This is a genomic window from Cellulosimicrobium sp. EB106-03-01-XG111 (assembly GCF_058792115.1).
Genome location: NZ_JBYTEQ010000015.1, coordinates 81,789 through 103,971, shown reverse-complemented (window position 1 = coordinate 103,971; position 22,183 = coordinate 81,789). Strand labels below are relative to the sequence as shown.

Sequence of the window (22,183 nt, the reverse complement as noted above, 5' to 3'; positions counted from 1 at the left end):
AACACAGCAGCACCCCTGCACACGCTCGATTACGCAGGACTCCTGCCACACCTCCGGTGGGGGCGTCGCCGCCACCACCAAGAATCACCGAGAGGAAGCACCCAGTGAAGAGGAACCGTCTCGTCGTCGCCTCCGTGGCGTCGACGATCACCCTGGCGCTCGCGCTGACCGCCTGCAGCACCGGCGGCGGGAGCGAGGACAACGGCTCCGGCGACGGCGAGTCCGCCTCCGGCGACATCCGCGTCTGGCTCAACGGGTCGGACACGCCCGACGCCGCGCGCGAGTACCTCACGACCACGTTCGAGGAGGAGAACCCGGGCAGCACCCTCACGATCGAGGAGCAGTCCTGGACCGGCCTCGTCGACAAGCTCACCACGTCGCTCTCCGGGTCCGACAGCCCGGACATCGTCGAGGTCGGCAACACGCAGTCCCCGGCCTTCACGTCCGCAGGCTTCTTCCGTGAGATCACCGAGGACGAGTTCCAGTCCCTCGGCGGCGACGACCTGCTCGGCGGCTTCGTCGAGGCCGGCGACTGGGAGGGCAAGCACTACGCGCTGCCCTACTACGCCGGTTCGCGCGCCGTGTTCTACACGCCGCAGGTCACCGGCTCCACGCCGGTCCCGACCACTCTCGACGAGTACGTCGAGACCGCGAAGTCGCTCAAGACGGACACGGTCTCCGGCGTCTACTGGCCCGGCCAGGACTGGTACAACGCCCTTCCCTTCGTCTGGGAGAACGGCGGCTTCATCGCCGAGCAGAACGACGACGGCGAGTGGGAGGCCGGGTTCTCCTCGGAGGGCGGCCTCGCCGGCCTCGCGCAGGTCCAGGACCTCATGACCAAGGCGTCGCTGGCGCCGAAGGACGGTCAGGAGACCGACCTCCAGGTGCCGTTCTGCGAGGGCCAGGTGGCCTACGTGTCGGCCCCGACGTGGATCGCCGGCACCATCAAGACCTCGGCGACGCCCGACGACCCGAAGGTGACCCCCGGGTGCCTCGAGACCTACGGCTCCGACCTCGCGGCGTTCCCGCTGCCCGGCAAGACCGCGGGTGAGCCGGCGGCCGTGTTCGCCGGTGGCTCGAACATCGCCGTCGCGGCGAAGTCCAACAACCCGGACCTCGCGTACAAGGCGTTCGAGATCATGATGAGCGACGAGTACCAGACGATCCTCGCCCAGGCGAACATGATCCCGGCGAAGAAGTCCCTCGCGAGCGAGGTGCCGCAGGACAACCCGATCGCCCAGGCGGGCGTCGAGGCGGCACAGAACGCTCGCCTCACCCCGGCGTCCCCGAAGTGGGCCGACGTCGAGGCGCAGAACGTGCTCCAGAGCGCCTTCACGAAGCTCGCCAACGGCGACGACGTGCAGACGGTCGCCGAGGAGCTCGACGCGAAGATCGAGTCGATCCTCAACAGCTGAGCCGGTCCGACGGTGCCTGGTGACCGCCAGGCACCGTCGGAGGCTCGAGCCGTCAGGGGTGGGGACTCCTTCGCCGGAGCCCCCACCCCTTCCCATGACGGGCCCCGGAGGCACGTCGCCTGCGCACCACCGCGCAACCCCTGACGGAGTGAGGAAATGAGCTCAACCACCCTCGAACCCCGCACCGAGCGCTCCGGCGCGCCCGTGCGGCCACCCAAGAAGCGGCGTCCACCGATCCTGCCGTGGACGCTCCTCGTCCCCAGCCTCGTCGTGCTCGGCATCCTCGTCGGATACCCGCTCGTGCGGCTCGTCATCATGTCGTTCCAGAAGTACGAGCGGGCCCAGCTCATGGGTCAGCCCGCCGAGTGGGTCGGCTTCGACAACTACGTCCAGGTCCTCACCGACGTGGACGGCTTCTGGACCGTGCTCCTGCGCAGCTTCCTGTTCATGGTGGCGTGCGTCGTCCTGACCATGGTGCTCGGCACGCTCATCGCGCTGCTCATGATGCGTCTCGGCAAGGGCTTCCGCCTGCTGGTCTCGGTCGGGCTGCTGCTGGCGTGGGCCATGCCGGCGCTCGCCGCGACCATCGTCTGGGGCTGGATCTTCGACACCCAGTACGGCGTCATCAACAACCTGCTGACCGCGATCACGGGCGACAACTGGATGGGCCACTCGTGGCTGCTCAACCCGCTCCAGTTCTTCCTCATCGCGACGATCGTCATCGTCTGGGGCGCCGTGCCGTTCGTCGCCTTCACGATGTACGCGGGACTGACGCAGATCCCCGGCGAGGTCCTGGAGGCGGCCCAGCTCGACGGCGCCACGCCGGTGCAGCGCTTCCGGCTCATCATGGTCCCGTACGTCCGCAGCATCATCACGGTGCTCATCGTGCTGTCGATCATCTGGGACCTGCGCGTCTTCACGCAGATCTACGCCCTCCAGGGCGTCGGTGGCGACCGCGACAAGACGAACACGATCGGCGTGTACATCTACCAGATGGGCATGGCCCAGGGGCACTACGGTCTCGCCGGCGCCATCTCGGTGATCTTCGTGTTCATCATGCTCGGCATCTCGTTCTACTACGTGCGCCAGACGGTCCGGGAGGAAGAACTGTGAGCACCGTCCAGACCACCCCCCGCGCCGCGGTCCGGCACGCTTCTCCCGCGGCGGGCACCGCCCCTCGCGTGAGCCGCGAGAAGCAGCGCAAGAAGCTCGCGAACGTCGGCTACGCGATCCTGGCGATCATCGTCTTCGTCTCGTCGGTCTTCCCCGTCTACTGGATGATCAACACGTCGTTCCTGCCGTCGAGCCTCGTGCGCGGGACGGAGCTGAAGTTCTTCCCGACGCCCGACGTCTTCACGCTGAACAACTACGTCACGGCGATCACGGACGAGACGCGGGCCCCGTTCATCCCGGCCATGGGCAACTCGCTCACGGTGACGTTCTTCACCCTCGTCATCGCCATGGTGCTCGGGTTCCTCGCGTCGCTCGCGGTGACGCGCTTCCGGTTCAAGGGTCGCCGGACGTTCATCCTCGCGATCCTCGTGGTCCAGATGATCCCGGGCGAGGCGATGATGATCTCGATCTTCCGGATCATCGACAACTGGCAGATGCTCAACACGATCGTCGGGCTCGGGATCGTCTACGTGTCCGGCGTGCTGCCCTTCACGATCTGGACGCTGCGCGGGTTCGTCAACGGCGTCCCGGCAGACCTCGAGGAGGCCGCCATGATCGACGGGTGCTCGCGGGGCAAGGCGTTCTGGAAGATCACCTTCCCGCTCCTGGCCCCCGGGCTGGTCGCGACGGGTGTCTTCGCGTTCATCCAGGCGTGGAACGAGTTCGTCATGGCGCTGATCATCATGCAGCGCCCGGAGGCCATGACGCTGCCGGTCTGGCTGCGGACCTTCCAGCAGGCGACCCAGGCGACCAACTGGGGTGCGCTCATGGCCGGCTCGGTGCTCATCGCCATCCCGGCCGTGGTGTTCTTCCTCATCGTCCAGGGTCGGATGACCGGTGGCCTCGTCTCGGGTGCGGTGAAGGGCTGACGTGAGCGACCTGAGCACGGCTGCCTCGCTCGACGGCGAGGCGGCCGCAGCCCTGGCCGGACGCCCCGGGCCCGGGGCCGCGTCACGACGCGGCCCCGTGGGCCCGGGGAGCGCGGTGGGCCTCGACATCGGCGGCACCAAGGTGCTGGCGGCCTTCCTCGGCCCCGACGGGGTCGCGCGCGAGACGCTGCGTCTGCCGACGGTGCGTGGACCGGAGGGCGTCGTGTCCAGCGCTGCGCGCGCGGTCCGCGAGGTGGTCCGGCGAGCCTGCGGTGACCTCGCGGACGTCGAGGGCGTCGGCGTCGGGGTGCCCGGGCTGGTGGACCCCGCCGACGGCTCCGTCATGCACGCGGTGAACCTCGGCATCGAGGGCGGACGCTTCGCGCTCGCCGAGGCGCTGTCCGCCGAGCTCGGCGGTGTCCCGGTCCGGGTCGACAACGACCTCAACGTCGCCGCCCTCGGTGCCTCGCACCTGCGCGGCGCGGAGGGCGAGGACCTGGCGTTCCTCGCGCTCGGCACCGGGCTCGCGGCCGGCATCGTGCTCGGCGGCGAGCTGCGCCGGGGCGTGAGCGGTGCCGCGGGCGAGATCGGGCACATCCCGATCGACCCGCGCGGGCCGGAGTGCGCGTGCGGGCAGCGCGGGTGCGTGGAGGTCTACGCGTCGGGCTCCGCCGTGTCGGCGCGCTGGCCGTCCCGGCACGGCCGGCCGGCCCCCGCCGAGCTCTTCGAGGCCGCGGCCGCGGGTGACCCGGACGCGATCCGGATCAAGGACGAGTTCGCGTCCGCCGTCGCCTCCGCCGTGCGGATCCTCGAGCTGACGGTGGACGTGCGCCACGTCGTGCTCGGCGGCGGCGTGTCCGCGCTGGGCCAGCCGCTGCTGGACGCGGTCCGCGACGCGCTCGACGCGCAGTCGAGCACGTCCCCCTTCCTGTCCTCGTTGCGTCTGTCGGAGCGGGTCTCCCTCGCTCCGTCGGACGTCCCGGTCGCCGCCGTGGGTGCTGCCCTCGTCGGCCGTCGAAAGGTGTTGTGATGGAGGTCGTGATCGCTCCGGCGGAGCGGTTGGCGGTGCTGGCTGCGGATGCCGTGGAGGCGGTGGTGCGGTCGGGGCCGGGGTCGGTGCTGGGGTTGGCGACGGGGTCGTCGCCGTTGAAGGTGTACGACGAGCTGGTGCGTCGTCATGTGCAGGACGGGTTGTCGTTCGCGGGGGTGCGGGCGTTCATGCTGGACGAGTACGTGGGGTTGCCGGTCGATCATCCGGAGCGGTACCGCAACGTGATCGAGACCGAGATCGCCTCGCGGGTGGACTTCGCCCCGGGTGCGGTGCAGGGGCCGGACGGCAACGCGGCGGACCTGGTGGCGGCGTGCGCGGCCTATGAGGACGCGATCGCGGGGGCGGGGGGTGTGGACCTGCAGATCCTGGGGATCGGGACGGACGGGCACATCGCGTTCAACGAGCCGGGCTCGTCGCTGGCGTCGCGCACGCGGATCAAGACGTTGACGGCCCAGACGCGTGAGGACAACGCGCGGTTCTTCGGTGACGACGTGGAGCGGGTGCCGCGGCACTGTCTGACGCAGGGTCTGGCCACGATCATGTCGGCGCGGCACCTGGTGCTGCTGGCCACGGGCAAGGGCAAGGCGGAGGCGGTGCACCAGCTCGTGGAGGGTCCGATCAGCGCGATGTGGCCCGCCACCATCATGCAGATGCACCCCCACGCCACGGTCCTGGTCGACGACGCGGCGGCCTCGCGCCTGCAGCTGGGCGACTACTACCGCCAGACGTACGCGTCCAAGCCCGACTGGCAGGGCCTCTGACCCGACGGGTCGACGACACCTCGCGGGAGCTCCCGCGACACCGAGCCGCCCGTCGGCGCGCGGTCCACGCCCCTGGACCGTGCGTCGGCGGGCTTCGTCGTCCCCTGCCCGGGCCGTTCCCGTCGCGCGCCGCGCGGGGCTGTCGCGACGCCGGCCGCCCGACGCGTGGGCGTCGCGACGTAGACTTCCCTCCATGATCGAACTCCGCGCGAGCACGCCACCCGGGGGTCCCGAGGACCCGTTCCGGACTCCTGCGACCGAGCCGACGACCGGCACGTCGACCGGGGTGCTCGAGCGCGAGGAGACGCGCGAGCAGACCGAGCCCGGCGACCACGAACGCTTCGCGCACTACGTGCGCAAGGAGAAGATCATGCAGTCGGCGCTCTCCGGCAAGCCGGTGATCGCGCTGTGCGGCAAGGTCTGGGTGCCCGGCCGTGACCCGAACAAGTTCCCCGTGTGCCCCACGTGCAAGGAGATCTACGAGGGACTGCGAGACCCGCAGGACGGCGAGGGTGACTCCGGCAAGTGAGCGCGGAGCACCACACGACGTCCACCGGTCACTCCGCCCCCGACTCCCGTAGCAGGACCTCGCCGCCGGCGCCCCAGAGCCCGTCGTCCGCGGCGGCGTCGCACCTCTCGCCCGCGTTCCCGCGGCGCGCCCCGTGGGGCTCGGCGTCCAAGCTGCGCGCCTGGCAGGCCGAGGCGCTCGAGCTGTACCGTGCGCGCTCGCCGCGCGACTTCCTCGCCGTCGCGACGCCCGGCGCGGGCAAGACGACGTTCGCGCTGCGCGTCGCGACCGAGCTCCTGGAGCAGGGCGTGGTGCGGCGCGTGACCGTCGTCGCCCCGACCGAGCACCTCAAGCACCAGTGGGCCGACGCCGCGTCGCGCGTCGGCATCCGGATCGACCCGAACTTCCGCAACAGCCAGGGCCGGCACGGCGCGCACTACGACGGCGTCGCGCTCACGTACGCGCAGATCGCCGCGAAGCCGGCGCTGCACGCGGCGCGCACCACGGCCGACCGCACGCTCGTCATCCTCGACGAGGTGCACCACGGCGGCGACGCGCTGTCGTGGGGCGAGGCGGTGCGCGAGGCGTTCGAGGACGCGACCCGGCGCCTGGCGCTCACGGGCACGCCCTTCCGCTCGGACACCGCGGCCATCCCGTTCGTCGAGTACGAGCGCGGCCCCGACGGCATCCGGCGGTCGCGCGCCGACTACACGTACGGGTACGGCGACGCGCTGCGCGACCACGTCGTGCGTCCGGTGCTGTTCCTCTCCTACTCGGGCAACATGCGGTGGCGCACCAAGGCCGGCGACGAGGTGAGCGCCCGTCTCGGCGAGGCGCTCACCAAGGACATGACGGGGCAGGCGTGGCGCACCGCGCTGGACCCGAACGGCGAGTGGATCCCGTCGGTCCTCGCGGCGGCGGACAAGCGGCTGACCGAGGTCCGGAGGGCGATCCCCGACGCGGGCGGTCTCGTCATCGCGACCGACCAGACGGACGCGCGCGCGTACGCGGGCCACCTCGCGCGCATCACCGGGAAGTCGCCGACGGTCGTCCTGTCCGACGACGACGGCGCGAGCAGCCGCATCGAGGAGTTCTCCGACGGAGACGCGCGCTGGATGGTCGCCGTCCGCATGGTGTCGGAGGGCGTCGACGTCCCGCGGCTCGCCGTCGGCGTGTACGCGACCTCCACCGCGACGCCGCTGTTCTTCGCGCAGGCCGTCGGGCGGTTCGTGCGTGCCCGCAAGCGCGGCGAGACGGCATCGGTGTTCCTGCCGAGCGTGCCGCACCTGCTCGAGCTCGCGAACGGGCTCGAGCTCGAGCGCGACCACGCGCTGGACCGACCGCTCACCGCGGAGGAGCAGGGCGAGGGGTTCAACCCCGAGGACGCCCTGCTCGCCGAGGCGAACCGCGAGGACAAGGCGTCGGGGGAGCTCGTCCAGGGCTCGTTCGAGGCGCTCGAGGCGCAGGCGTCGTTCGACCGCGTGCTGTTCGACGGCGGCGAGTTCGGCACGGGCGCGGACGTCGGCTCGGACGAGGAGCTCGACTTCCTCGGGCTGCCCGGTCTGCTCGACGCGGACCAGGTCACGACCCTCCTGCGCCAGCGGCAGGCCGACCAGATGAGCGCGCGCTCCCGCACCACGCAGTCCGCGGAGCGCGAGCGCGCGGAGATGGACCACCGGCGCGCCGCGGAGCTCCGCAAGGAGCTCCAGCAGCTCGTCTCGGCGTGGTCACGCCGCAGCGGGCAGCCGCACGGGTCGGTGCACACCGAGCTCCGGCGCCGCTGCGGAGGTCCCGAGGTCCCGCTCGCGACGGTCGAGCAGCTCGATGCCCGCGTCGCGACGGTGCGCGGCTGGTTCGTCGGCAAGCGGTAGCCGCACGTCGCCCGGCGGTGCCGGGTGGCGTGGCCGACGTCGAGGACCGGCACCCGGCGGGGCCGGGCGCCGCTCCTCGGTCGCGTCAGGTGAGGGTGTGCAGGACCGTCGGGATCGCCGGGTCGCCGGCGGAGAGCCGGCGCGCGCCACGGGGCAGCTCGGCGCGGGCCTCGCGGTGGCGGTGCGCGGCGTTCTCGACGCCGTACGACCCGACCCAGCGCGAGTCGACGGCACCGTCCACGACGAGCGGCACCTGGAGCCGGCGCAGGTCGACGTCGTCGGGCTCCCACTCCTGGACGGCGAGGTCGTCGCCGGAGACGACGACCTCCTCGACCGCGCGCCCGTCGGCGTCGTAGCGGCGTGCGGCGCACTTGCGGCCGCCGGTGCTCGTCTTGGCGGTGGACGCCTTGGCGACGGGCTGGAGCACGCCGGTGGAGTCGGCCCGGGCGACGAGCTTGTAGACCATGCCGCACGTGGGGGCGCCGGAGCCGGTGACCAGGGACGTGCCGACGCCGTAGGAGTCGACGGGTGCGGCGGCGAGCGACGCGATCGCGTACTCGTCGAGGTCGGAGGTCACGGTGATCTTCGTGTCGTGCGCGCCGAGGGCGTCGAGCTGGCGGCGCACCTCGACGGCGAGGACGCCGAGGTCCCCGGAGTCGAGCCGGACGGCGCCGAGCCGGCCACCGGCCGCCTTGACGGCGTTCTCGACGCCGCGGCGCACGTCGTAGGTGTCGACGAGCAGCGTGGTGCCGGGGCCGAGGGAGGCGACCTGCGAGGCGAAGGCGGACTCCTCGTCGTCGTGCAGGAGCGTGAAGGCGTGCGCGGCGGTGCCGATGGTGTCGAGGCCGTACCGGCGGCCCGCCTCGAGGTTCGACGTCCCGGCGAACCCGCCGACGACGGCGGCCCGCGCCGCGGCGACGGCCGCCTGCTCGTGCGCGCGCCGCGCGCCCATCTCGAGGCACGGGCGCTCGACGGCGGCGCTCGTCATGCGGGACGCGGCGGACGCGACGGCCGAGTCGTAGTTGAGGATCGACAGCACGAGGGTCTCGAGCAGCACCGCCTCGGCGAACGTGCCCTCGACGGTCATGACGGGCGACTGGGGGAAGAAGACCTCGCCCTCGGGGTACCCGGTGATCGTGCCGGTGAAGCGGTACCCGGCGAGGAACTCGAGGGTGCGGTCGTCGACGACGGACTGCGCGTGGAGCCAGTCGAGCTCCTGCGCGGAGAACCGGAACGCCGACAGCGCCTCGAGCACCCGTCCGGTCCCGGCGAGGACGCCGTACCGCCGACCGGGCGGGAGGCGGCGCGTGAAGACCTCGAACAGGCAGTGCCGACCCGCGGTGCCGTCGGCGAGCGCGGCCTGGAGCATCGTCAGCTCGTAGCGGTCGGTGAGGAGCGCCGTCGACGCGGCCGGCTGGTACGCCGGCTGGTACGTCGACCGGTGCGTCGGCGAGGCGGAGGGGGCAGCGCTGTCGGTCGCGGGGAGGGCGACGCTGCCCGGGTCGGCGAGGCTCATGCGGAATACCGTAGGGCAGCGACCGCCGCGGTGGGTGCCGACAGGCCCGCGAATACAGTGGTCACGTGAGACCCCACCCGATCTTCACCCGTCCCGCGGTCGCGCGGGCGTCCCTGACCGTGCCCGAGGAGGCGGTCCGCACCGAGGAGGAGACCCGGATCGACAGCCCGTGGGTCACGCTCGTGTGGAACGACCCGGTCAACCTCATGAGCTACGTCGCGTACGTGTTCGAGTCGTACTTCGGGTACTCGACCGCGCGCGCCCACGAGCTGATGATGCAGGTGCACCGGGAGGGTCGGGCCGTCGTGTCGACGGGCGACCGCGAGCGCATGGAGGTCGACGTGCAGGCGATGCACTCGTTCGGGCTGTGGGCGACGCTCCAGAAGGACGGCGAGCAGTGAGGCCGTTCCGCGCGGAGGCGCACGGGTACGTCGCCGAGCTCGAGCCGTCGGAGCGGATCGTGCTGGCCCAGCTCGCGGGCGACGTCGCGCAGATGCTCCAGGAGGGCGTCCCCGGGCGGGCGTCGGACGCACCGGGCCGTGCGGTGCCCGACGACGCGTGGTCGCCCCCGGGCTGGACCGGCCCGACGCCCGGCGGCGGCGGGGCGGAGGCGACGCCGCCGCCGGACCCGGCCGTGCGCCGCCTGCTCCCGGACGCGTCGGACGACGTCGAGGTGGCGCACGAGTTCCGACGCTTCACGCAGGACGACCTGGCGGCGCGCAAGGTGGGGCGGCTGGTGCTGCTCGGCCGGATGCTCGTGGACTCCGAGCCGGCCGAGGCGGCGCCGTTCGTCGTGGGGCGCGACGAGGCGGAGGACGTCGCGGGCGCGCTGACCGACGTGCGCCTCGTCCTGGCCGAGCGCCTGGGGCTGCGCACGGACGAGCAGGTGGAGGGCCTCTACGACGAGCTGGACCGCGAGGGCGACGACGGCCCCGACGACGGCGAGGTGGGCGGTGCGCCGCGCCGCTTCCTCGTGAGCGTGTTCCTCCTCACGGGGCTGCTCCAGGAGTCGCTCGTCGACGGCATGCTCGCGGACCTGCGGGCGGGGCGCGGCGGACCGCGCCCCGAGCCGCGGGACTGAGCGTGCCCGGGGCCTGTGGGCGCTGCCACAGCCACGTACGCGTGGTTCGGGGCGCCTCGCGCGGGACGGCGACAGTAGGCTCGGCCGGGTGAACGACGCTCCCATCGGGATCTTCGACTCGGGCGTGGGTGGCCTGACCGTGGCTCGCTCGATCCTCGACCAGCTCCCCAACGAGGCCCTCCTCTACATCGGGGACACCGCGAACAGCCCGTACGGGCCGAAGCCGCTCGCCGCGGTCCGGGCGATGGCGCTGGCGATCATGGACCAGCTCGTCGACGACGGCGTGAAGATGCTCGTCATCGCGTGCAACTCCGCCTCGTCCGCGGTGCTGCGCGACGCGCGCGAGCGGTACACGCAGCGCCACGGGCTCCCGGTCGTCGAGGTGATCCTCCCGGCGGCGCGCCGCGCCGTGGCCGCGACGCGGTCGGGCCGCATCGGCGTCATCGGGACGCGGGCCACGATCACGTCGCGCTCGTACGAGGACGCGTTCGCCGTGACCCCCGGCCTGACGCTGACGACCCAGGCGTGCCCCGAGTTCGTGCCGCTGGTCGAGCAGGGCGTGACGTCGGGCCCCGAGGTGCTGGAGGTCGCGCACCGCTACCTGGACCCGGTGAAGGCCGCGGGCGTGGACACGCTCGTGCTCGGGTGCACGCACTACCCGCTGCTGACGGGTGCCATCTCCTACGTGATGGGCGACGAGGTCACGCTCGTGTCGAGCGCGGAGGAGACGGCGAAGGACGTGTACCGCACGCTCGTCGCGCACGACCTCGAGCGCTCGCGGGACGCGGGGCCGCCGCGGCACCGGTTCCTCGCGACGGGGAGCGCGGAGCCGTTCGAGCACCTCGCGCGCCGCTTCCTCGGTCCCGAGGTGCTGAGCGTGGAGGCGGCCTGATGCGTCTCGTCACGGTCGGGTGCTCCGGGTCGTTCGCCGGCCCGGCGTCGCCCGCGTCGTCGTACCTCGTCCAGGTCCCCGCCGCGGAGGCCGCGGCCGCAGGCTTCGAGGCGCGCGACTGGAACGTCGTGCTGGACCTGGGCAACGGGTCGCTGGGCGCGCTCCAGCGGTTCGTCGACCCGCTCGACCTCGACGCCGTCGGCCTGTCCCACCTGCACCCGGACCACTTCGTCGACGTGTGCGGCCTGTACGTCTACCTGCGCTACCACCCGGTGCGCGGCTCGACCCGCACGGGCGTGCCGAGCCGGCTCACCGTGCTGGGCCCGGCGGGCACGGCCGCCCGCATCGAGGCGGCGTACGGCGCGGAGCCGGGCGACGGCGTGACGGAGGAGCTCGACGTGCGCACGTGGGAGCCGGGCGCGCCGGTCCGGGTGGGCCCGCTCGTCCTCGAGCCGTACCGCGTGTTCCACCCGGTCGAGGCGTACGGGGTGCGCGTCACCGGGCCGTCGACGCTGCGCCCGGGGGAGCGCGCCGTCCTCGCGTACACGGGGGACACGGACGCGTGCGACGGCGTGGTCGAGCTCGCGCGCGACGCGGACCTGCTGCTGTCGGAGGCGGCGTTCCACGAGGGCCGTGACGACGGCGTCGAGCGGGGCATCCACCTCACGGGGCGGCGCGCGGGCGAGGTCGCGACGGCGGCGGGCGCGCGCCGGCTCGTGCTCACGCACCTGCCCGCGTGGAACGACCCCGAGCGCTCGCGCGCCGAGGCGCGCGAGACGTACGACGGCCCGGTCGACGTCGCGACGACGGGCGCGGTCTTCGACCTCTGACCGCTGAGTGCGGGGAACAGTCGCCGTCGGCCCCGGAAGTCGCGACTGTTCACCGCACTCAGCGGTGGGCCGGGGGTCGGTAGGGTGGCGGCATGACCACCCCCTCCTCGTCCACGGGCACGGCCGCGCCCCTCCGCGCCGACGGCCGCACGCCCGACCAGCTCCGCCCCGTGACCATCACCCGCCACTGGCTCGACCAGGCCGAGGGCAGCGTGCTCGTCGAGTTCGGCCGCACGCGCGTGCTGTGCGCGGCGTCGTTCACGGAGGGGGTGCCGCGCTGGCGCAAGGGGTCGGGCGAGGGCTGGGTCACCGCCGAGTACGCGATGCTCCCGCGCGCGACGAACGAGCGCAGCCAGCGCGAGTCGGTGAAGGGCAAGATCGGCGGCCGCACGCACGAGATCTCCCGCCTCATCGGCCGGTCCCTGCGCGCCATCATCGACGTCTCCGCGCTCGGCGAGAACACGATCGTCCTGGACTGCGACGTCCTCCAGGCCGACGGCGGCACGCGCACCGCCGCGATCACCGGCGCCTACGTCGCGCTCGCCGACGCCGTCGCGTGGGGCCAGCGGCACGGCCACATCAAGGGCGGCAAGCCCGTGCTGACCGACTCCGTCGCGGCCGTGAGCGTCGGGATCATCGACGGCACGCCCATGCTCGACCTCCCGTACGTCGAGGACGTCCGCGCCGAGACGGACATGAACGTCGTCGTCACGGGGTCCGGGACGTTCGTCGAGGTGCAGGGCACCGCGGAGCACGCCCCGTTCGACCGTGCCGAGCTCGACGCGCTGCTCGACCTCGCGGTGGCCGGTACCGCCGACCTCACCGCGATCCAGCGCGCGGCGCTCGCGGCGGACGCGCGGTGAGCGGCGCACCCGGGGCGACGGGCGTCGTCGTGCCCGACGGCGCGCGCCTCGTCCTCGCGACGCACAACCCGGGGAAGATCGCCGAGCTGCGCGCGATCCTCGCGGCGGAGCTCGCCGCGCACCCGGTCCTCGAGCTCGCGCCCGGGGCGATCGTCGGGGCGGGCGACGTCGGCGCGCCCGAGCCGGTCGAGGACGGCGTGACGTTCGCCGAGAACGCGCTCATCAAGGCGCGCGCCCTGGTCGCGGCCACCGGGCTGCCGGCCGTCGCGGACGACTCCGGTCTCGCCGTCGACGTGCTGGGCGGCGCGCCGGGCATCTTCTCCGCCCGCTGGGCCGGGCGGCACGGCGACGACGTCGCGAACCTCGAGCTGCTGCTCGCGCAGCTCGGCGACGTGCGTGCCGAGCACCGCGCGGCCGGGTTCGTGTGCGCCGCGGCGCTCGTGACGCCCGACGGCACGGAGGTCGTGCGCACGGGGGAGATGCGCGGGACCCTGCTCACGGCGCCGCGCGGCGCGAACGGGTTCGGCTACGACCCGATCCTCCTGCCGGACGAGCAGCCGGAGGCGGGGGCGGACCGCTCCGCCGCCGAGCTGAGCCCGGCGGAGAAGAACGCGATCAGCCACCGGGGCAAGGCGTTCCGCGCTCTCGCACCGGACGTCGTCGCGGCGCTCTCAGCGCGGTAGGGGGCGGCCGGCGAGCTCGCGCTCGCGGCGTCGCCGGTCGCCCGGCCGCAGGACGCCGACGAGCGCGACCACGCCGCGCCAGCCGAGCATCGTCACGGCGAGGAACCCGAACGACACGAGCTGGAAGGCCGGGGCCACGCCCTGGTCGGTGAGCACGCGGAGCAGGACGCCCAGCGCCCACGTGCAGCCCCAGACGACCACGCCCGTCGGCCACAGGGCCCATGGTCGACGGCACGCGCGCGTGACGAGCCAGCCCAGCGCGGTGCCCGCGGCGAACGGCCACGCCACGACGAGCAGCCGGGCCAGGCCCTCGTCGGCGGAGTGCGTCGCGAGGCCGCCGGTCGCGAGCGCGAGGACGCACGCGACGTCGGCGAGCGCGGCGAGCACGACGAGCCCGGGGCGACGAGGGCGCGGTCCGGAGGGCGCGAGGTCGGTCATGCTCCCGACGGTACCCCGCCCGCGAGACCGCCCCGCACGGCCGGGAGCGGCCCCAGGAGACGGGTCCCAGGACGCGAGGGGTCGATCTCCTGGAACATAGGGTGGTCTCCGTGCACCTCGCCGCCGACGACCTCGCCTTCGCCTACCCCGGACGTCCCGTCCTCGACGGGGTCGGGCTGCGCGTCGCCGCGGGGACGCGGCTCGGGGTCGTGGGGGAGAACGGCACGGGCAAGTCGACGCTCCTGCACGTGCTCTCCGGGGACCTCGCACCCGGCCGCGGGGAGGTGCGCCGCGCGGGCTCGCTCGCGCTCGTCGAGCAGGAGCTCGCCATCGCGCCGGGCCAGACGGTCGGCACGCTCGTCGCCGCGACGCTGAGCGGGCTGCGGGCGGTCGCCGCCGAGCTCGAGGCGGCGGCCCGCGACTTCGACCACGAGGCGGGCGACCTCGCCGAGCTCACGGAGATCCTCGCCCGCGCCGAGCACCTCGCCGTGTGGGACGCGGACCGCCGGGTCGACGTCGCGCTCTCGCGCCTCGGCGCGTGCCGCGACCGGGACCGGGAGCTCGCGACCCTGTCCGTCGGCGAGCGCTACCGCGTGCGGCTCGCGTGCCGGCTCGCCGAGCGCGCCGACCTGCTCCTCCTCGACGAGCCGACCAACCACCTCGACACCGGCGGGATCGACTTCCTCACCGGCGAGCTCGTCGCGTGGCGCGGCGGGGTGGTGATGGTCACGCACGACCGGCAGCTGCTCGACGACGTCGCGACCGAGATCCTCGACCTCGACCCGGCGATGGACGGGAAGCCGGTGCTCTACGGGCAGCCGGGGTACCTCTCCTACCGGTTCGCGAAGAACCAGGCGCTGCACCGGTGGCGGCAGCGGTTCCGGGCGGAGCAGAAGCGCGCGGAGAAGCTCGCGGCGGTGCTCGACGCGTCGTACGAGGGGCTGTCCGACGAGTGGCGCCCGCCCAAGGGCAGCCAGAAGCACCGCCGCGCGACGCGCGCCCGGATCCACGTCAAGGCGGCGGACCGGCGCCTCCAGCAGCTCGAGGCCGAGGCCGTCGAGGTGCCCGTCCCGCCGCTCCAGCTCGTGTTCCCCGAGCTCCCCGCGATGTCGCCCGGCTGGGAGCCGGGCGACCCGGTGCTCGAGCTGCGCAGCCCGCGCGTCGGGCCCGACGGCGGCGCGCGCCTCGACCTGCCCGGGACCCGGGTCGCGCTCCCGCCCTCGGGACGCCTCCTCGTGACCGGGCCGAACGGCAGCGGCAAGTCGACGTTCCTCGCCGCGCTCGCGGGCCTGGTGCCTCTCGACCGCGGCACGCGGTCCGTGGTCGACGGCGCGCGGCTGGGCGTCGTCGCGCAGGAGGGCCCGGCGCTGCCCCCGGAGGCGGAGGACCGCACCGGGTTCGACGAGTACGCGCGCGAGGCGCTCGACCTGCTCGACGCCGGTCGCCTGGACCCGGACCATCTCGTCCCCGTCGCGTTCCTCGGCCTGCTCACGGAGGAGGACCTGGAACGCCCGCTGCGCGAGCTCTCCGCGGGGCAGCGCCGCCGGTTCGACCTCGCCCGCGCGCTCCTCGCGGCGCCGCACGTGCTCGTCCTCGACGAGCCGACCAACCACCTGTCGATCGACCTCGTCGACGAGCTCACCCAGGCGCTGCGCGTCACCCCCGCGGCGGTCGTCGTGGCGACGCACGACCGCCGCATGCGCGAGGACCTCGACGACTGGCCCCGGCTCGAGCTCGGCTGACCGCCGGGTCCTCGGCGCCGGACCGGCCGGGGCGTCGCGGCCAGGGTGCGGGCGGGACCGGCTGGTCAGCGGCCCTCGGCCGGGCTCTCCGCCGGGACGAGCACCTTGCCCAGCGCGCGACCCCACGCGCGCGCCCGGTCGAGCTCGCCGTCGTCCAGGGGGCCCTCGACGTCGCCGACGTAGAACGACGCCGACGGCACGACGAGGCGGAACCCCGCGCGACGCATGGCCCGGGCGGCGCCGCGGGCCGCGGAGCCCGGGAGCGACCGGACCTTGGTCGCGCGCGTGTCGAAGGTCGCGGCGAGCCGTTCCTCGTCCTGGGGCGGGAGGGACTCCACCCACTCGCGCAGTCCGGTCGTGCGGTCGGAGACCGGTCCCGTCGCGCGCTGCACCGCCTCGGCGCGGGTCGCGGGCCGCGTCATGCCGAGCGCGTGGGTCGGGCCCCCGGCGACCACCAGCTGGACGTGACGCAGAGCGTCCGGCGCGGCGGCCGGCTCGGTCACGTCCACGACCTCGACGCGGACCGTCTCGCACAGGCCCTCCGCGATCGCCTGTGCGACGCGTTCGCTGTTGCCGTACATCGACTCGTAGACCACTGCGGCGTCCATGGCGCACATCCCTCCGTCGACCGCCCGTCCCGGCCGGACGGGTCCCCTCCCTCCAGCCTCGGGGGCGGGGAGCGCGAGGCCCAGGGTCGGGCGGACGGAGCGCGCGGGTCGTTGGTCCCGCGCGTCCGCCCCGCTGCTGTCGCGTCAGGTCGCGAGGCGCAGGGGGCCGACGCCGCGCACGAGCCCGCCGTCGGCGGGCACGTGGCGCGCCGCGTCGGTCACGGCAGGCGGCCGACGTACGCCATCGCCTGGCGCAGCAGCACCCCCTGGCCGCCGCGCATCTCGAGCTGGACCTCGTCGCTGCACGCCTGCTCGGGCGTGAGCCACGCGAGCTCGAGGGCGTTCTGCTGCGGCCGGCAGTCGCCCGTCACCGGCACGACGTACGCGAGCGACACCGCGTGCTGGCGCGGGTCGTGGTACGACGTGATGCCCGGCGTCGGGAAGTACTCCGCGACCGTGAAGGGCTGCGGCGAGGCGGGCACCTGGGGCAGCGCGACCGGGCCGAGGTCCTTCTCGATGTGCCGCAGCAGCGCGTCGCGGATGCGCTCGTGGAACATGACCCGGCCGGAGACGAGGGCCCGCGTCATCATGCCCTCGGGCGTCACGCGCAGCAGGAGACCGACCGCGACCACGTCGCCCGAGTCGTCGACCCGGACCGGGACGGCGTCCACGTAGACGAGCGGGAGCTGGGCGCGCGCCACCGCGATCTCCTCCGGGCTGAGCCAGCCCGCGGGGCGCGGGTTCTCGTGGGAGAAGTCGTCGGGCGGGAAGTCGGCGGTTTCGGTCACGCGACTGTTCTACCCCGAGCGGTGCGGCGGGGCGAGTCCGCCCCGCGCGCGGCACCACGGCGCGCAGCCGTCACGCTGTGCCGTCACGATGTGCCGGGCGTCTCCGCGTGCGGCTCGGAGACGCGCGCCACGATCTCCACGAGCGCCCGCTCCGCGACCGGACCGGGCAGCACCTCCATGAGGGCCATGAGCGGGGCGAGGCGGTCGGGCAGCACGGAGCCGCGCTGCACGTCGTCGTCGCCCTCCGCGGTGCGGCCGCCTCCGGCGAGCACCCCGGCGAGCGCCCCCCACACGTCGTCGGCGGTGGGCGCGGCGTCACCGTCGGGAGCGAGCGCACCGGCGAGCGCGCCGAGCACGCCGCCCACGTCGGGGCGCCCCGCGCCGCGGACGGCGTCGGCGCCTGCGCCGAGCGCCGCGACGAGGTCGTCGAGGCCGGCCTCGGTGACGGGGGTGACCGTGAGGTGGGTCGTGTGCGGCAGGCGCGTGCCGTCGTCCTGGACGAGCCCGGGCTGGGGCTGGAGCACCCACCCGAGGGACCGGACGGCGTCGGCCCACAGGTGCGGGTCGACGCGCCGCTCGGACGGCACGGACTCGTCGGTCGCCACGGCGACGAGCGGGCCGGTGGGGCGCCCGACGACGCGGAGCCCGTCGATCGCGTCCACGGCCGCGCGCAGGGCGTGCGTCGCGCGCACGCACCGCGCGGTGAGGGCCGTGTACCCGGCGGTGCCGAGCGCCTGGCTCACGGCCCACGCCGCGGCGAGGGGCGCGGCCGAGCGGGAGCCGGAGAGGGTGGGGTTGACGACCGGGTACCCCGGCCAGCCCGTGGTCGCGAAGAACTGGAGGCGCTGGCGGTCGCGCCCGCGCACGAGCAGGACGGACGCGCCCTTGGGTGCGTAGCCGTACTTGTGCACGTCCGCGGAGATGCTCGTCACGCCCGGCACGGAGAAGTCGAACGGCGGCACGTCCTCGCCCCCGGCCGCGGCCCAGAACGGCAGCACCCAGCCGCCGACGCACGCGTCCACGTGCACCGGCACGCCGCGCGCGGCCGCGGCGGAGGCCACCTCGGCGACCGGGTCGACGACGCCGTGCGGGTAGGACGGCGCGGACACCACGACGAGCGCGACGTCGTCGGCGTCGAGCGCCGCGACGAGGTCGGTGGCGGCGGGCGTCCCCGTCGCCGGGTCGACGGGGACGAGCGTGAGGTCCACGTCGAGGTGCTGCGCGGCCTTGCGGAACGCGGCGTGCACGCTCACGGGGGCCACGACGCGTGGACGCGCGCCCGGGTGCTGCGCGCGGAACGCGTCGCGCGCGATCTTCACCGCGAGCAGGCAGCTCTCCGTCCCGCCGGACGTCACCGAGCCCACGACGGCGTCGGGCCCGTCGGCGGGTCCGTGCAGCATCGTGCGCGCGAACCCGAGGAGCTCGCTCTCCATGACGGCCACCGACGTGAACGTCGTGGGGTCGAGACCGTTGACCGGCTGGACGGCCCGCGCGGCGGCGGCGGCGAGCTCGTCGAGCTCGGCGAGACCGGGGTCGTAGACGTAGGACAGCACGCGTCCGCCGTGCGTCGGGGCGTCGGCGGCCCGGAGCGCGGCGAGCCGGTCGAGGATCCCGTCGGTGCGCAGCGGCACGTCGTCCGCGGGCCGCGGCAGGGCGCCGGGGGCGCTCGCTCCCGCGTCAGTCACGGGCTCGGTCGGTCGGGGAGTGGTCACGCGGCAGCTCCGGTGCTGTGTCGTCGATGTCCCCCCTGCGCAGACCGTAGCGCACGAGCGGGACGAGGCTCAGCAGGACGAGCGCGGCGGGCACGACCGAGAAGGAGAGCGCGATCCCGTCCACCGCGGCGGCGGGCTGGCCGACCGTCTCGCCCGCCCGCGTGGACACGTACCCGGTGACGCCCAGGACGAGCGAGAGCACCGCGGCGCCGAGCGCCATGCCCGTCGTCTCGCCCGCCGTCCACACGCCGCTGAAGGCTCCGCCGCGGCCCTCGCCGTGCGTCCGTGCGTCGTGCGCGATGGCGTCGGGGAGCATCGCGAGCGGCAGCGCCTGCATGCCCGCGTACGCGACGCCGGCGAGCGCCGTCGGGAGGTAGACCCATGCGCCCGGTGCCCACACGAGCGGGACCATCCCGAGCGCGGCGACCGCGAAGAGCACGGTCGCGACGACGAACCCGCGCTCCTTGCCGTCGCGCCGCGCGAGCCGCGTCCACAGCGGCATGCAGAGCAGTGCGGGCGCGACGAGCGCGGCGAAGAGGTAGCTGACGGCCGCCTCGTCGCGCAGCACGTACCGCGCGACGTACGCCGCCCCGGCGAGCATGAGCCCCGTCGCGACGGCCTGGAGCACGAACGCGGCGAGCAGCGTGCGGAACGGGCGCGAGCGGCGCAGCGCGTCGACCGCCTCGCGCACGGCGAGGGTCCACGCGCGCGTGGCGGAGGAGGGCGCCGTCGTCCCCGCGACGGCGCCGGCGGGCGCCGCGGGTGCGTCGGCCGGGGGAGCGGGCGTGCCCCGGCCGCGGGGCGCGACGCGTGCCGCCACGAGCATCCCGGCCCCGATGACGACGCCCGACACGATGCCCATGACCAGGTACCCCGTCGTGGAGTCCCCGCCCCCGCGCAGCGCCGGTCCGCCCGCCCCGAACAGGAGGATCGCGAACGCGAGCGTCGCGACGCGCCACGCGAGGAGGCGGGTGCGGCCGTCGTACGTGGGGTCGAGCTCCGCGGGGAGCGAGATGTACGGGACCTGGAAGAGCGAGAACGCCGTCGCGGCGAGCAGGAACGCGACGAGCACCCAGATCGCGGCGGCGGTCGGCCCCGCGGCCGCCGGGACCGCGAACGTCAGCGCGAAGAGCACGGGCAGCGTGAGGGCGCCCAGCGTCATGAAGCGACGGCGCGAGCCGGTGCGAGCCAGGTCTCGGTCGGACCCGTAGCCGATGAACGGGTCGACGACGACGTCCCACACCTTGGCGCCCGTGACGATGAGGCCGGCGACCGCGGCGGGGACGGCGAGCGCGTCGGTGAGGTAGACCAGCAGGACCAGGCCGGGCAGGGTGCCGAACCCGCCGGTGCCGACGGACCCGGCGGCGTAGCCCGCGACCGTGGCACGCGAGAGCCGGTGGGTGGAGGTGGCGTGCGTCACAGGGGCAGCGTAGAGGGTGCGCGGGCCGGGCCTGCGCGGTCGTGCGCGGGGAATACTCAGGACAGGGTGTGCGCTCTACGAAGCAGACCCCTACAGCCCCAGGAGGAACATCCATGGCCACGCAGACGCTCACCGAGTCCACGTTCGAGCAGACGATCAAGGAGAACGACATCGTCCTGGTCGACTTCTGGGCCGACTGGTGCGGACCGTGCAAGATGTTCGCGCCGGTCTTCGAGGCGTCCTCGGAGGAGAACCCGGACGTCGTGCACGGCAAGATCGACACGGAGGCCGAGCGCGGCCTGGCCGCCGCCGCCAACATCACCTCGATCCCGACGCTCATGGCGTTCCGCGAGGGCATCCTCGTGTTCTCGCAGCCGGGCGCGCTCCCGGCCCCGGCGCTCAAGCAGGTCGTCGACGCCGTGAAGGGCCTCGACATGGAGGACGTGCGTAGTCAGATCGCTGAGGCGAGCGACGGCTCGCCGGCTCAGGACGCCTGAGCCTGCACGCAGGACGACGGCCCGGCACCCTCGGAGGGTGCCGGGCCGTCGTGGTGTCGGGGGCCGTCTCGCGCGCAGTCGCTGCGTGGCGGGTGTGGAGCCGGTGCCCGTACCGGCAGGGGGCAAGTGGTGCGGGCACCGGCTCTGCCACCAACGGTAGACACCGAACTGGACGGTCGTCCAGATGAGGTGCGGGTGAATCCGCGCGTGCCGCCACGCGGTCCCGGCGAGGGCTCCGGCGGGACGGGAACGGTGCGCGAGGCGGGACTCGAACCCGCACGTCCGAGGACACCAGGACCTAAACCTGGCGCGGCTGCCAGTTACGCCACTCGCGCGCGGGGGTCAGTCTACGGCGCGGGCGGCGCGGCCCCGGCGGCCGGGTGCGCGTCGCTCGACGCGCACCCGGCCAGGACCGCGCCGCCCGGGTGCGCTACTTCGGGTCGATGCCGAGGTCGCGGCGGAGCTTCGCGACGTGGCCCGTGGCCTTGACGTTGTACTGCGCGAGCTCGACCTTGCCCTCCGGGTCGACGACGACCGTCGAGCGGATGACGCCCACGACCGTCTTGCCGTAGAGCTTCTTCTCGCCCCACGCGCCGTACGCCTCGAGGACGGACCTGTCCTCGTCCGACACGAGCGGGAAGGTCAGGTGCTCGGCCTCGACGAACGCGGCGATCTTGTCGACCGGGTCGGGGGAGACGCCGACGACCGAGTAGCCCGCGCCCTGGAGCGAGGCGAGGTTGTCGCGGAAGTCGCACGCCTCCGTCGTGCAGCCGGGCGTGCCGGCCGCCGGGTAGAAGTAGACGACGACGTGCTTGCCGCGCAGGTCGGACAGCGTGACGGTGCTGCCGTCGGCGGCGGGCAGGGAGAAGTCGGGAGCGGTGTCGCCGACGGTGAGGCGCGTGGACATGGATCTCCTTCGGTCCGGCCAGGGTGTGGTTCGAGCGTAGGTGAGGGTGGGCGGCACCGGTAGCGTTGGCGCTGTGAGCAAGACGACGTCCGCCCCCGCCACCACCTCGTCCCGCCCGTCGCCGTCCCGGCCGGTCGCCCGCGACCTGCCGATCCGGATGCTGCACGACCGCCTGCTCGTCGACCCGGAGGTCGACGCGAGCGAGCGGCAGAGCTCGGCCGGTCTCGTCATCCCCGCGACGGCCGTGGGCCCGAAGCGGCTCGCGTGGGCCGTCGTCGTCGCGGCCGGTGAGCACGTGCGACAGGTCGCGGTGGGGGACCGCGTGCTGTTCGACCCGGACGAGCGCGCCGAGGTCGAGCTCGGCGGCAAGGACCTCGTGCTGCTGCGCGAGCGCGACGTGCACGCCGTCTCGCAGGAGGTCGAGGAGGACGGCCCGACAGGGCTGTACCTGTAGCCGGAGCCGCTCCGGGGGCCCGCCGGCCCGTGTCGCCGACGTCACACGAGGGCGGGCGGAACGGATTTTCCCGGCGCGCCCGCGGCTGCTAGTGTTTTCTCTCG

General features: G+C 74.2%; 23 protein-coding genes and 1 tRNA gene. 16 read left to right on the top strand and 8 right to left on the bottom strand.

Annotated features, from left to right (window positions below; genetic code table 11):
* The first annotated feature begins 104 nt into the window (after positions 1 to 104).
* From AC3WT4_RS12725 to AC3WT4_RS12695, 7 genes are all read left to right on the top strand, one after another.
* Positions 105 to 1,415 carry an extracellular solute-binding protein gene (locus tag AC3WT4_RS12725; RefSeq protein ID WP_108048709.1) on the top strand — a complete coding sequence of 437 codons (1,311 nt, stop codon included), beginning with the start codon at positions 105 to 107 and terminating at the stop codon, positions 1,413 to 1,415.
* 156 nt (positions 1,416 to 1,571) lie between these two features.
* Entirely contained in the window at positions 1,572 to 2,528 is a 957-nt protein-coding gene (locus AC3WT4_RS12720) for a carbohydrate ABC transporter permease (RefSeq protein WP_021481373.1), read from the top strand.
* Entirely contained in the window at positions 2,525 to 3,457 is a 933-nt protein-coding gene (locus tag AC3WT4_RS12715; protein WP_021481374.1) for a carbohydrate ABC transporter permease, read from the top strand. The genes AC3WT4_RS12720 and AC3WT4_RS12715 overlap by 4 nt, the downstream gene beginning before the upstream one ends.
* A 1-nt stretch (position 3,458) precedes the next feature.
* Positions 3,459 to 4,487, top strand: a complete 1,029-nt coding sequence (locus tag AC3WT4_RS12710; protein ID WP_492315603.1) for an ROK family protein — start codon at positions 3,459 to 3,461, stop codon at positions 4,485 to 4,487.
* Complete coding sequence (gene nagB, locus AC3WT4_RS12705) at positions 4,487 to 5,269, top strand: glucosamine-6-phosphate deaminase (protein WP_492315602.1); 783 nt, start codon at positions 4,487 to 4,489, stop codon at positions 5,267 to 5,269. The genes AC3WT4_RS12710 and nagB overlap by 1 nt, the downstream gene beginning before the upstream one ends.
* A gap of 193 nt (positions 5,270 to 5,462) precedes the next feature.
* Positions 5,463 to 5,798, top strand: a complete 336-nt coding sequence (locus AC3WT4_RS12700; RefSeq protein WP_021482851.1) for a DUF3039 domain-containing protein — start codon at positions 5,463 to 5,465, stop codon at positions 5,796 to 5,798.
* Positions 5,795 to 7,648, top strand: coding sequence for a DEAD/DEAH box helicase (locus AC3WT4_RS12695; protein WP_492315601.1), 1,854 nt, complete (start codon positions 5,795 to 5,797; stop codon positions 7,646 to 7,648). Before AC3WT4_RS12700 ends, AC3WT4_RS12695 begins: the two co-directional genes overlap by 4 nt.
* A gap of 85 nt (positions 7,649 to 7,733) precedes the next feature.
* Here AC3WT4_RS12695 and AC3WT4_RS12690 read toward each other — a convergent pair whose 3' ends face one another.
* Positions 7,734 to 9,164 carry a nicotinate phosphoribosyltransferase gene (locus tag AC3WT4_RS12690; protein ID WP_108048703.1) on the bottom strand — a complete coding sequence of 477 codons (1,431 nt, stop codon included), beginning with the start codon at positions 9,162 to 9,164 and terminating at the stop codon, positions 7,734 to 7,736.
* Between the two features lie 113 nt (positions 9,165 to 9,277).
* Here AC3WT4_RS12690 and clpS point away from each other — a divergent pair, with 113 nt between their 5' ends.
* From clpS to rdgB, 6 genes are all read left to right on the top strand, one after another.
* Positions 9,278 to 9,565: an ATP-dependent Clp protease adapter ClpS gene (gene clpS, locus AC3WT4_RS12685; RefSeq protein WP_257416928.1), complete on the top strand. Its 288-nt coding sequence runs from the start codon at positions 9,278 to 9,280 to the stop codon at positions 9,563 to 9,565.
* On the top strand, positions 9,562 to 10,245 hold the full coding sequence (locus tag AC3WT4_RS12680) for a DUF2017 family protein (RefSeq protein ID WP_492315600.1): 684 nt from the start codon (positions 9,562 to 9,564) through the stop codon (positions 10,243 to 10,245). Before clpS ends, AC3WT4_RS12680 begins: the two co-directional genes overlap by 4 nt.
* 88 nt (positions 10,246 to 10,333) lie before the next feature.
* Positions 10,334 to 11,137, top strand: a complete 804-nt coding sequence (gene murI / locus AC3WT4_RS12675) for a glutamate racemase (protein WP_031316087.1) — start codon at positions 10,334 to 10,336, stop codon at positions 11,135 to 11,137.
* Positions 11,137 to 11,967, top strand: coding sequence for an MBL fold metallo-hydrolase (locus tag AC3WT4_RS12670; RefSeq protein ID WP_074810678.1), 831 nt, complete (start codon positions 11,137 to 11,139; stop codon positions 11,965 to 11,967). Before murI ends, AC3WT4_RS12670 begins: the two co-directional genes overlap by 1 nt.
* Before the next feature lie 92 nt (positions 11,968 to 12,059).
* Positions 12,060 to 12,830, top strand: coding sequence for a ribonuclease PH (gene rph, locus AC3WT4_RS12665; RefSeq protein WP_074810675.1), 771 nt, complete (start codon positions 12,060 to 12,062; stop codon positions 12,828 to 12,830).
* Complete coding sequence (gene rdgB, locus AC3WT4_RS12660) at positions 12,827 to 13,513, top strand: RdgB/HAM1 family non-canonical purine NTP pyrophosphatase (RefSeq protein ID WP_400109895.1); 687 nt, start codon at positions 12,827 to 12,829, stop codon at positions 13,511 to 13,513. Before rph ends, rdgB begins: the two co-directional genes overlap by 4 nt.
* Here the strand turns inward: rdgB and AC3WT4_RS12655 are convergent.
* Positions 13,502 to 13,951, bottom strand: a complete 450-nt coding sequence (locus tag AC3WT4_RS12655; protein WP_492315599.1) for a DUF3054 domain-containing protein — start codon at positions 13,949 to 13,951, stop codon at positions 13,502 to 13,504. The two genes, rdgB and AC3WT4_RS12655, sit on opposite strands and share 12 nt — an antisense overlap.
* A 110-nt stretch (positions 13,952 to 14,061) precedes the next feature.
* Here AC3WT4_RS12655 and AC3WT4_RS12650 point away from each other — a divergent pair, with 110 nt between their 5' ends.
* Positions 14,062 to 15,693, top strand: a complete 1,632-nt coding sequence (locus AC3WT4_RS12650; RefSeq protein ID WP_108048783.1) for an ABC-F family ATP-binding cassette domain-containing protein — start codon at positions 14,062 to 14,064, stop codon at positions 15,691 to 15,693.
* A gap of 65 nt (positions 15,694 to 15,758) precedes the next feature.
* Here the strand turns inward: AC3WT4_RS12650 and AC3WT4_RS12645 are convergent, their stop codons facing one another.
* The 4 genes from AC3WT4_RS12645 to AC3WT4_RS12630 form a co-directional block, all read right to left on the bottom strand.
* Positions 15,759 to 16,301 (bottom strand): flavodoxin domain-containing protein, encoded by a 543-nt coding sequence (locus tag AC3WT4_RS12645; protein WP_074810667.1) that lies wholly within the window; start codon positions 16,299 to 16,301, stop codon positions 15,759 to 15,761.
* A gap of 218 nt (positions 16,302 to 16,519) precedes the next feature.
* Positions 16,520 to 17,089, bottom strand: coding sequence for an NUDIX hydrolase family protein (locus AC3WT4_RS12640; RefSeq protein WP_043652560.1), 570 nt, complete (start codon positions 17,087 to 17,089; stop codon positions 16,520 to 16,522).
* 83 nt (positions 17,090 to 17,172) lie between these two features.
* The gene (locus tag AC3WT4_RS12635; protein WP_492315598.1) at positions 17,173 to 18,801 is read right to left on the bottom strand and encodes a pyridoxal phosphate-dependent decarboxylase family protein; all 1,629 of its coding nucleotides are present in this window, start codon (positions 18,799 to 18,801) and stop codon (positions 17,173 to 17,175) included.
* The gene (locus AC3WT4_RS12630; protein ID WP_492315597.1) at positions 18,767 to 20,221 is read right to left on the bottom strand and encodes an MFS transporter; all 1,455 of its coding nucleotides are present in this window, start codon (positions 20,219 to 20,221) and stop codon (positions 18,767 to 18,769) included. The genes AC3WT4_RS12635 and AC3WT4_RS12630 overlap by 35 nt, the downstream gene beginning before the upstream one ends.
* Positions 20,222 to 20,334: 113 nt before the next feature.
* On the opposite strand from AC3WT4_RS12630, the gene trxA reads away from it, so the two are divergent.
* Positions 20,335 to 20,718: a thioredoxin gene (gene trxA, locus AC3WT4_RS12625; protein WP_492315596.1), complete on the top strand. Its 384-nt coding sequence runs from the start codon at positions 20,335 to 20,337 to the stop codon at positions 20,716 to 20,718.
* 253 nt (positions 20,719 to 20,971) lie between these two features.
* On the opposite strand, the gene AC3WT4_RS12620 is transcribed toward trxA, so the two are convergent.
* Positions 20,972 to 21,053 (bottom strand) — tRNA-Leu (locus AC3WT4_RS12620).
* Between the two features lie 95 nt (positions 21,054 to 21,148).
* Positions 21,149 to 21,625: a thioredoxin-dependent thiol peroxidase gene (gene bcp, locus AC3WT4_RS12615; RefSeq protein WP_021482400.1), complete on the bottom strand. Its 477-nt coding sequence runs from the start codon at positions 21,623 to 21,625 to the stop codon at positions 21,149 to 21,151.
* 157 nt (positions 21,626 to 21,782) lie between these two features.
* On the opposite strand from bcp, the gene AC3WT4_RS12610 reads away from it, so the two are divergent.
* On the top strand, positions 21,783 to 22,079 hold the full coding sequence (locus AC3WT4_RS12610) for a GroES family chaperonin (protein WP_009862228.1): 297 nt from the start codon (positions 21,783 to 21,785) through the stop codon (positions 22,077 to 22,079).
* The last annotated feature ends 104 nt before the right edge of the window (positions 22,080 to 22,183 follow it).

What these genes read in the sequence shown, in the direction of transcription:
- AC3WT4_RS12690 (WP_108048703.1), bottom strand. Translation starts at nt 9,164, where the DNA reads ATGAGCCTCGCCGACCCGGGCAGCGTCGCCCTCCCCGCGACCGACAGC.
- AC3WT4_RS12700 (WP_021482851.1), top strand. Translation starts at nt 5,463, where the DNA reads ATGATCGAACTCCGCGCGAGCACGCCACCCGGGGGTCCCGAGGACCCG.
- AC3WT4_RS12720 (WP_021481373.1), top strand. Translation starts at nt 1,572, where the DNA reads ATGAGCTCAACCACCCTCGAACCCCGCACCGAGCGCTCCGGCGCGCCC.
- AC3WT4_RS12610 (WP_009862228.1), top strand. Translation starts at nt 21,783, where the DNA reads ATGCTGCACGACCGCCTGCTCGTCGACCCGGAGGTCGACGCGAGCGAG.
- AC3WT4_RS12645 (WP_074810667.1), bottom strand. Translation starts at nt 16,301, where the DNA reads ATGGACGCCGCAGTGGTCTACGAGTCGATGTACGGCAACAGCGAACGC.
- rph (WP_074810675.1), top strand. Translation starts at nt 12,060, where the DNA reads ATGACCACCCCCTCCTCGTCCACGGGCACGGCCGCGCCCCTCCGCGCC.
- nagB (WP_492315602.1), top strand. Translation starts at nt 4,487, where the DNA reads ATGGAGGTCGTGATCGCTCCGGCGGAGCGGTTGGCGGTGCTGGCTGCG.
- bcp (WP_021482400.1), bottom strand. Translation starts at nt 21,625, where the DNA reads ATGTCCACGCGCCTCACCGTCGGCGACACCGCTCCCGACTTCTCCCTG.
- AC3WT4_RS12655 (WP_492315599.1), bottom strand. Translation starts at nt 13,951, where the DNA reads ATGACCGACCTCGCGCCCTCCGGACCGCGCCCTCGTCGCCCCGGGCTC.
- trxA (WP_492315596.1), top strand. Translation starts at nt 20,335, where the DNA reads ATGGCCACGCAGACGCTCACCGAGTCCACGTTCGAGCAGACGATCAAG.
- AC3WT4_RS12670 (WP_074810678.1), top strand. Translation starts at nt 11,137, where the DNA reads ATGCGTCTCGTCACGGTCGGGTGCTCCGGGTCGTTCGCCGGCCCGGCG.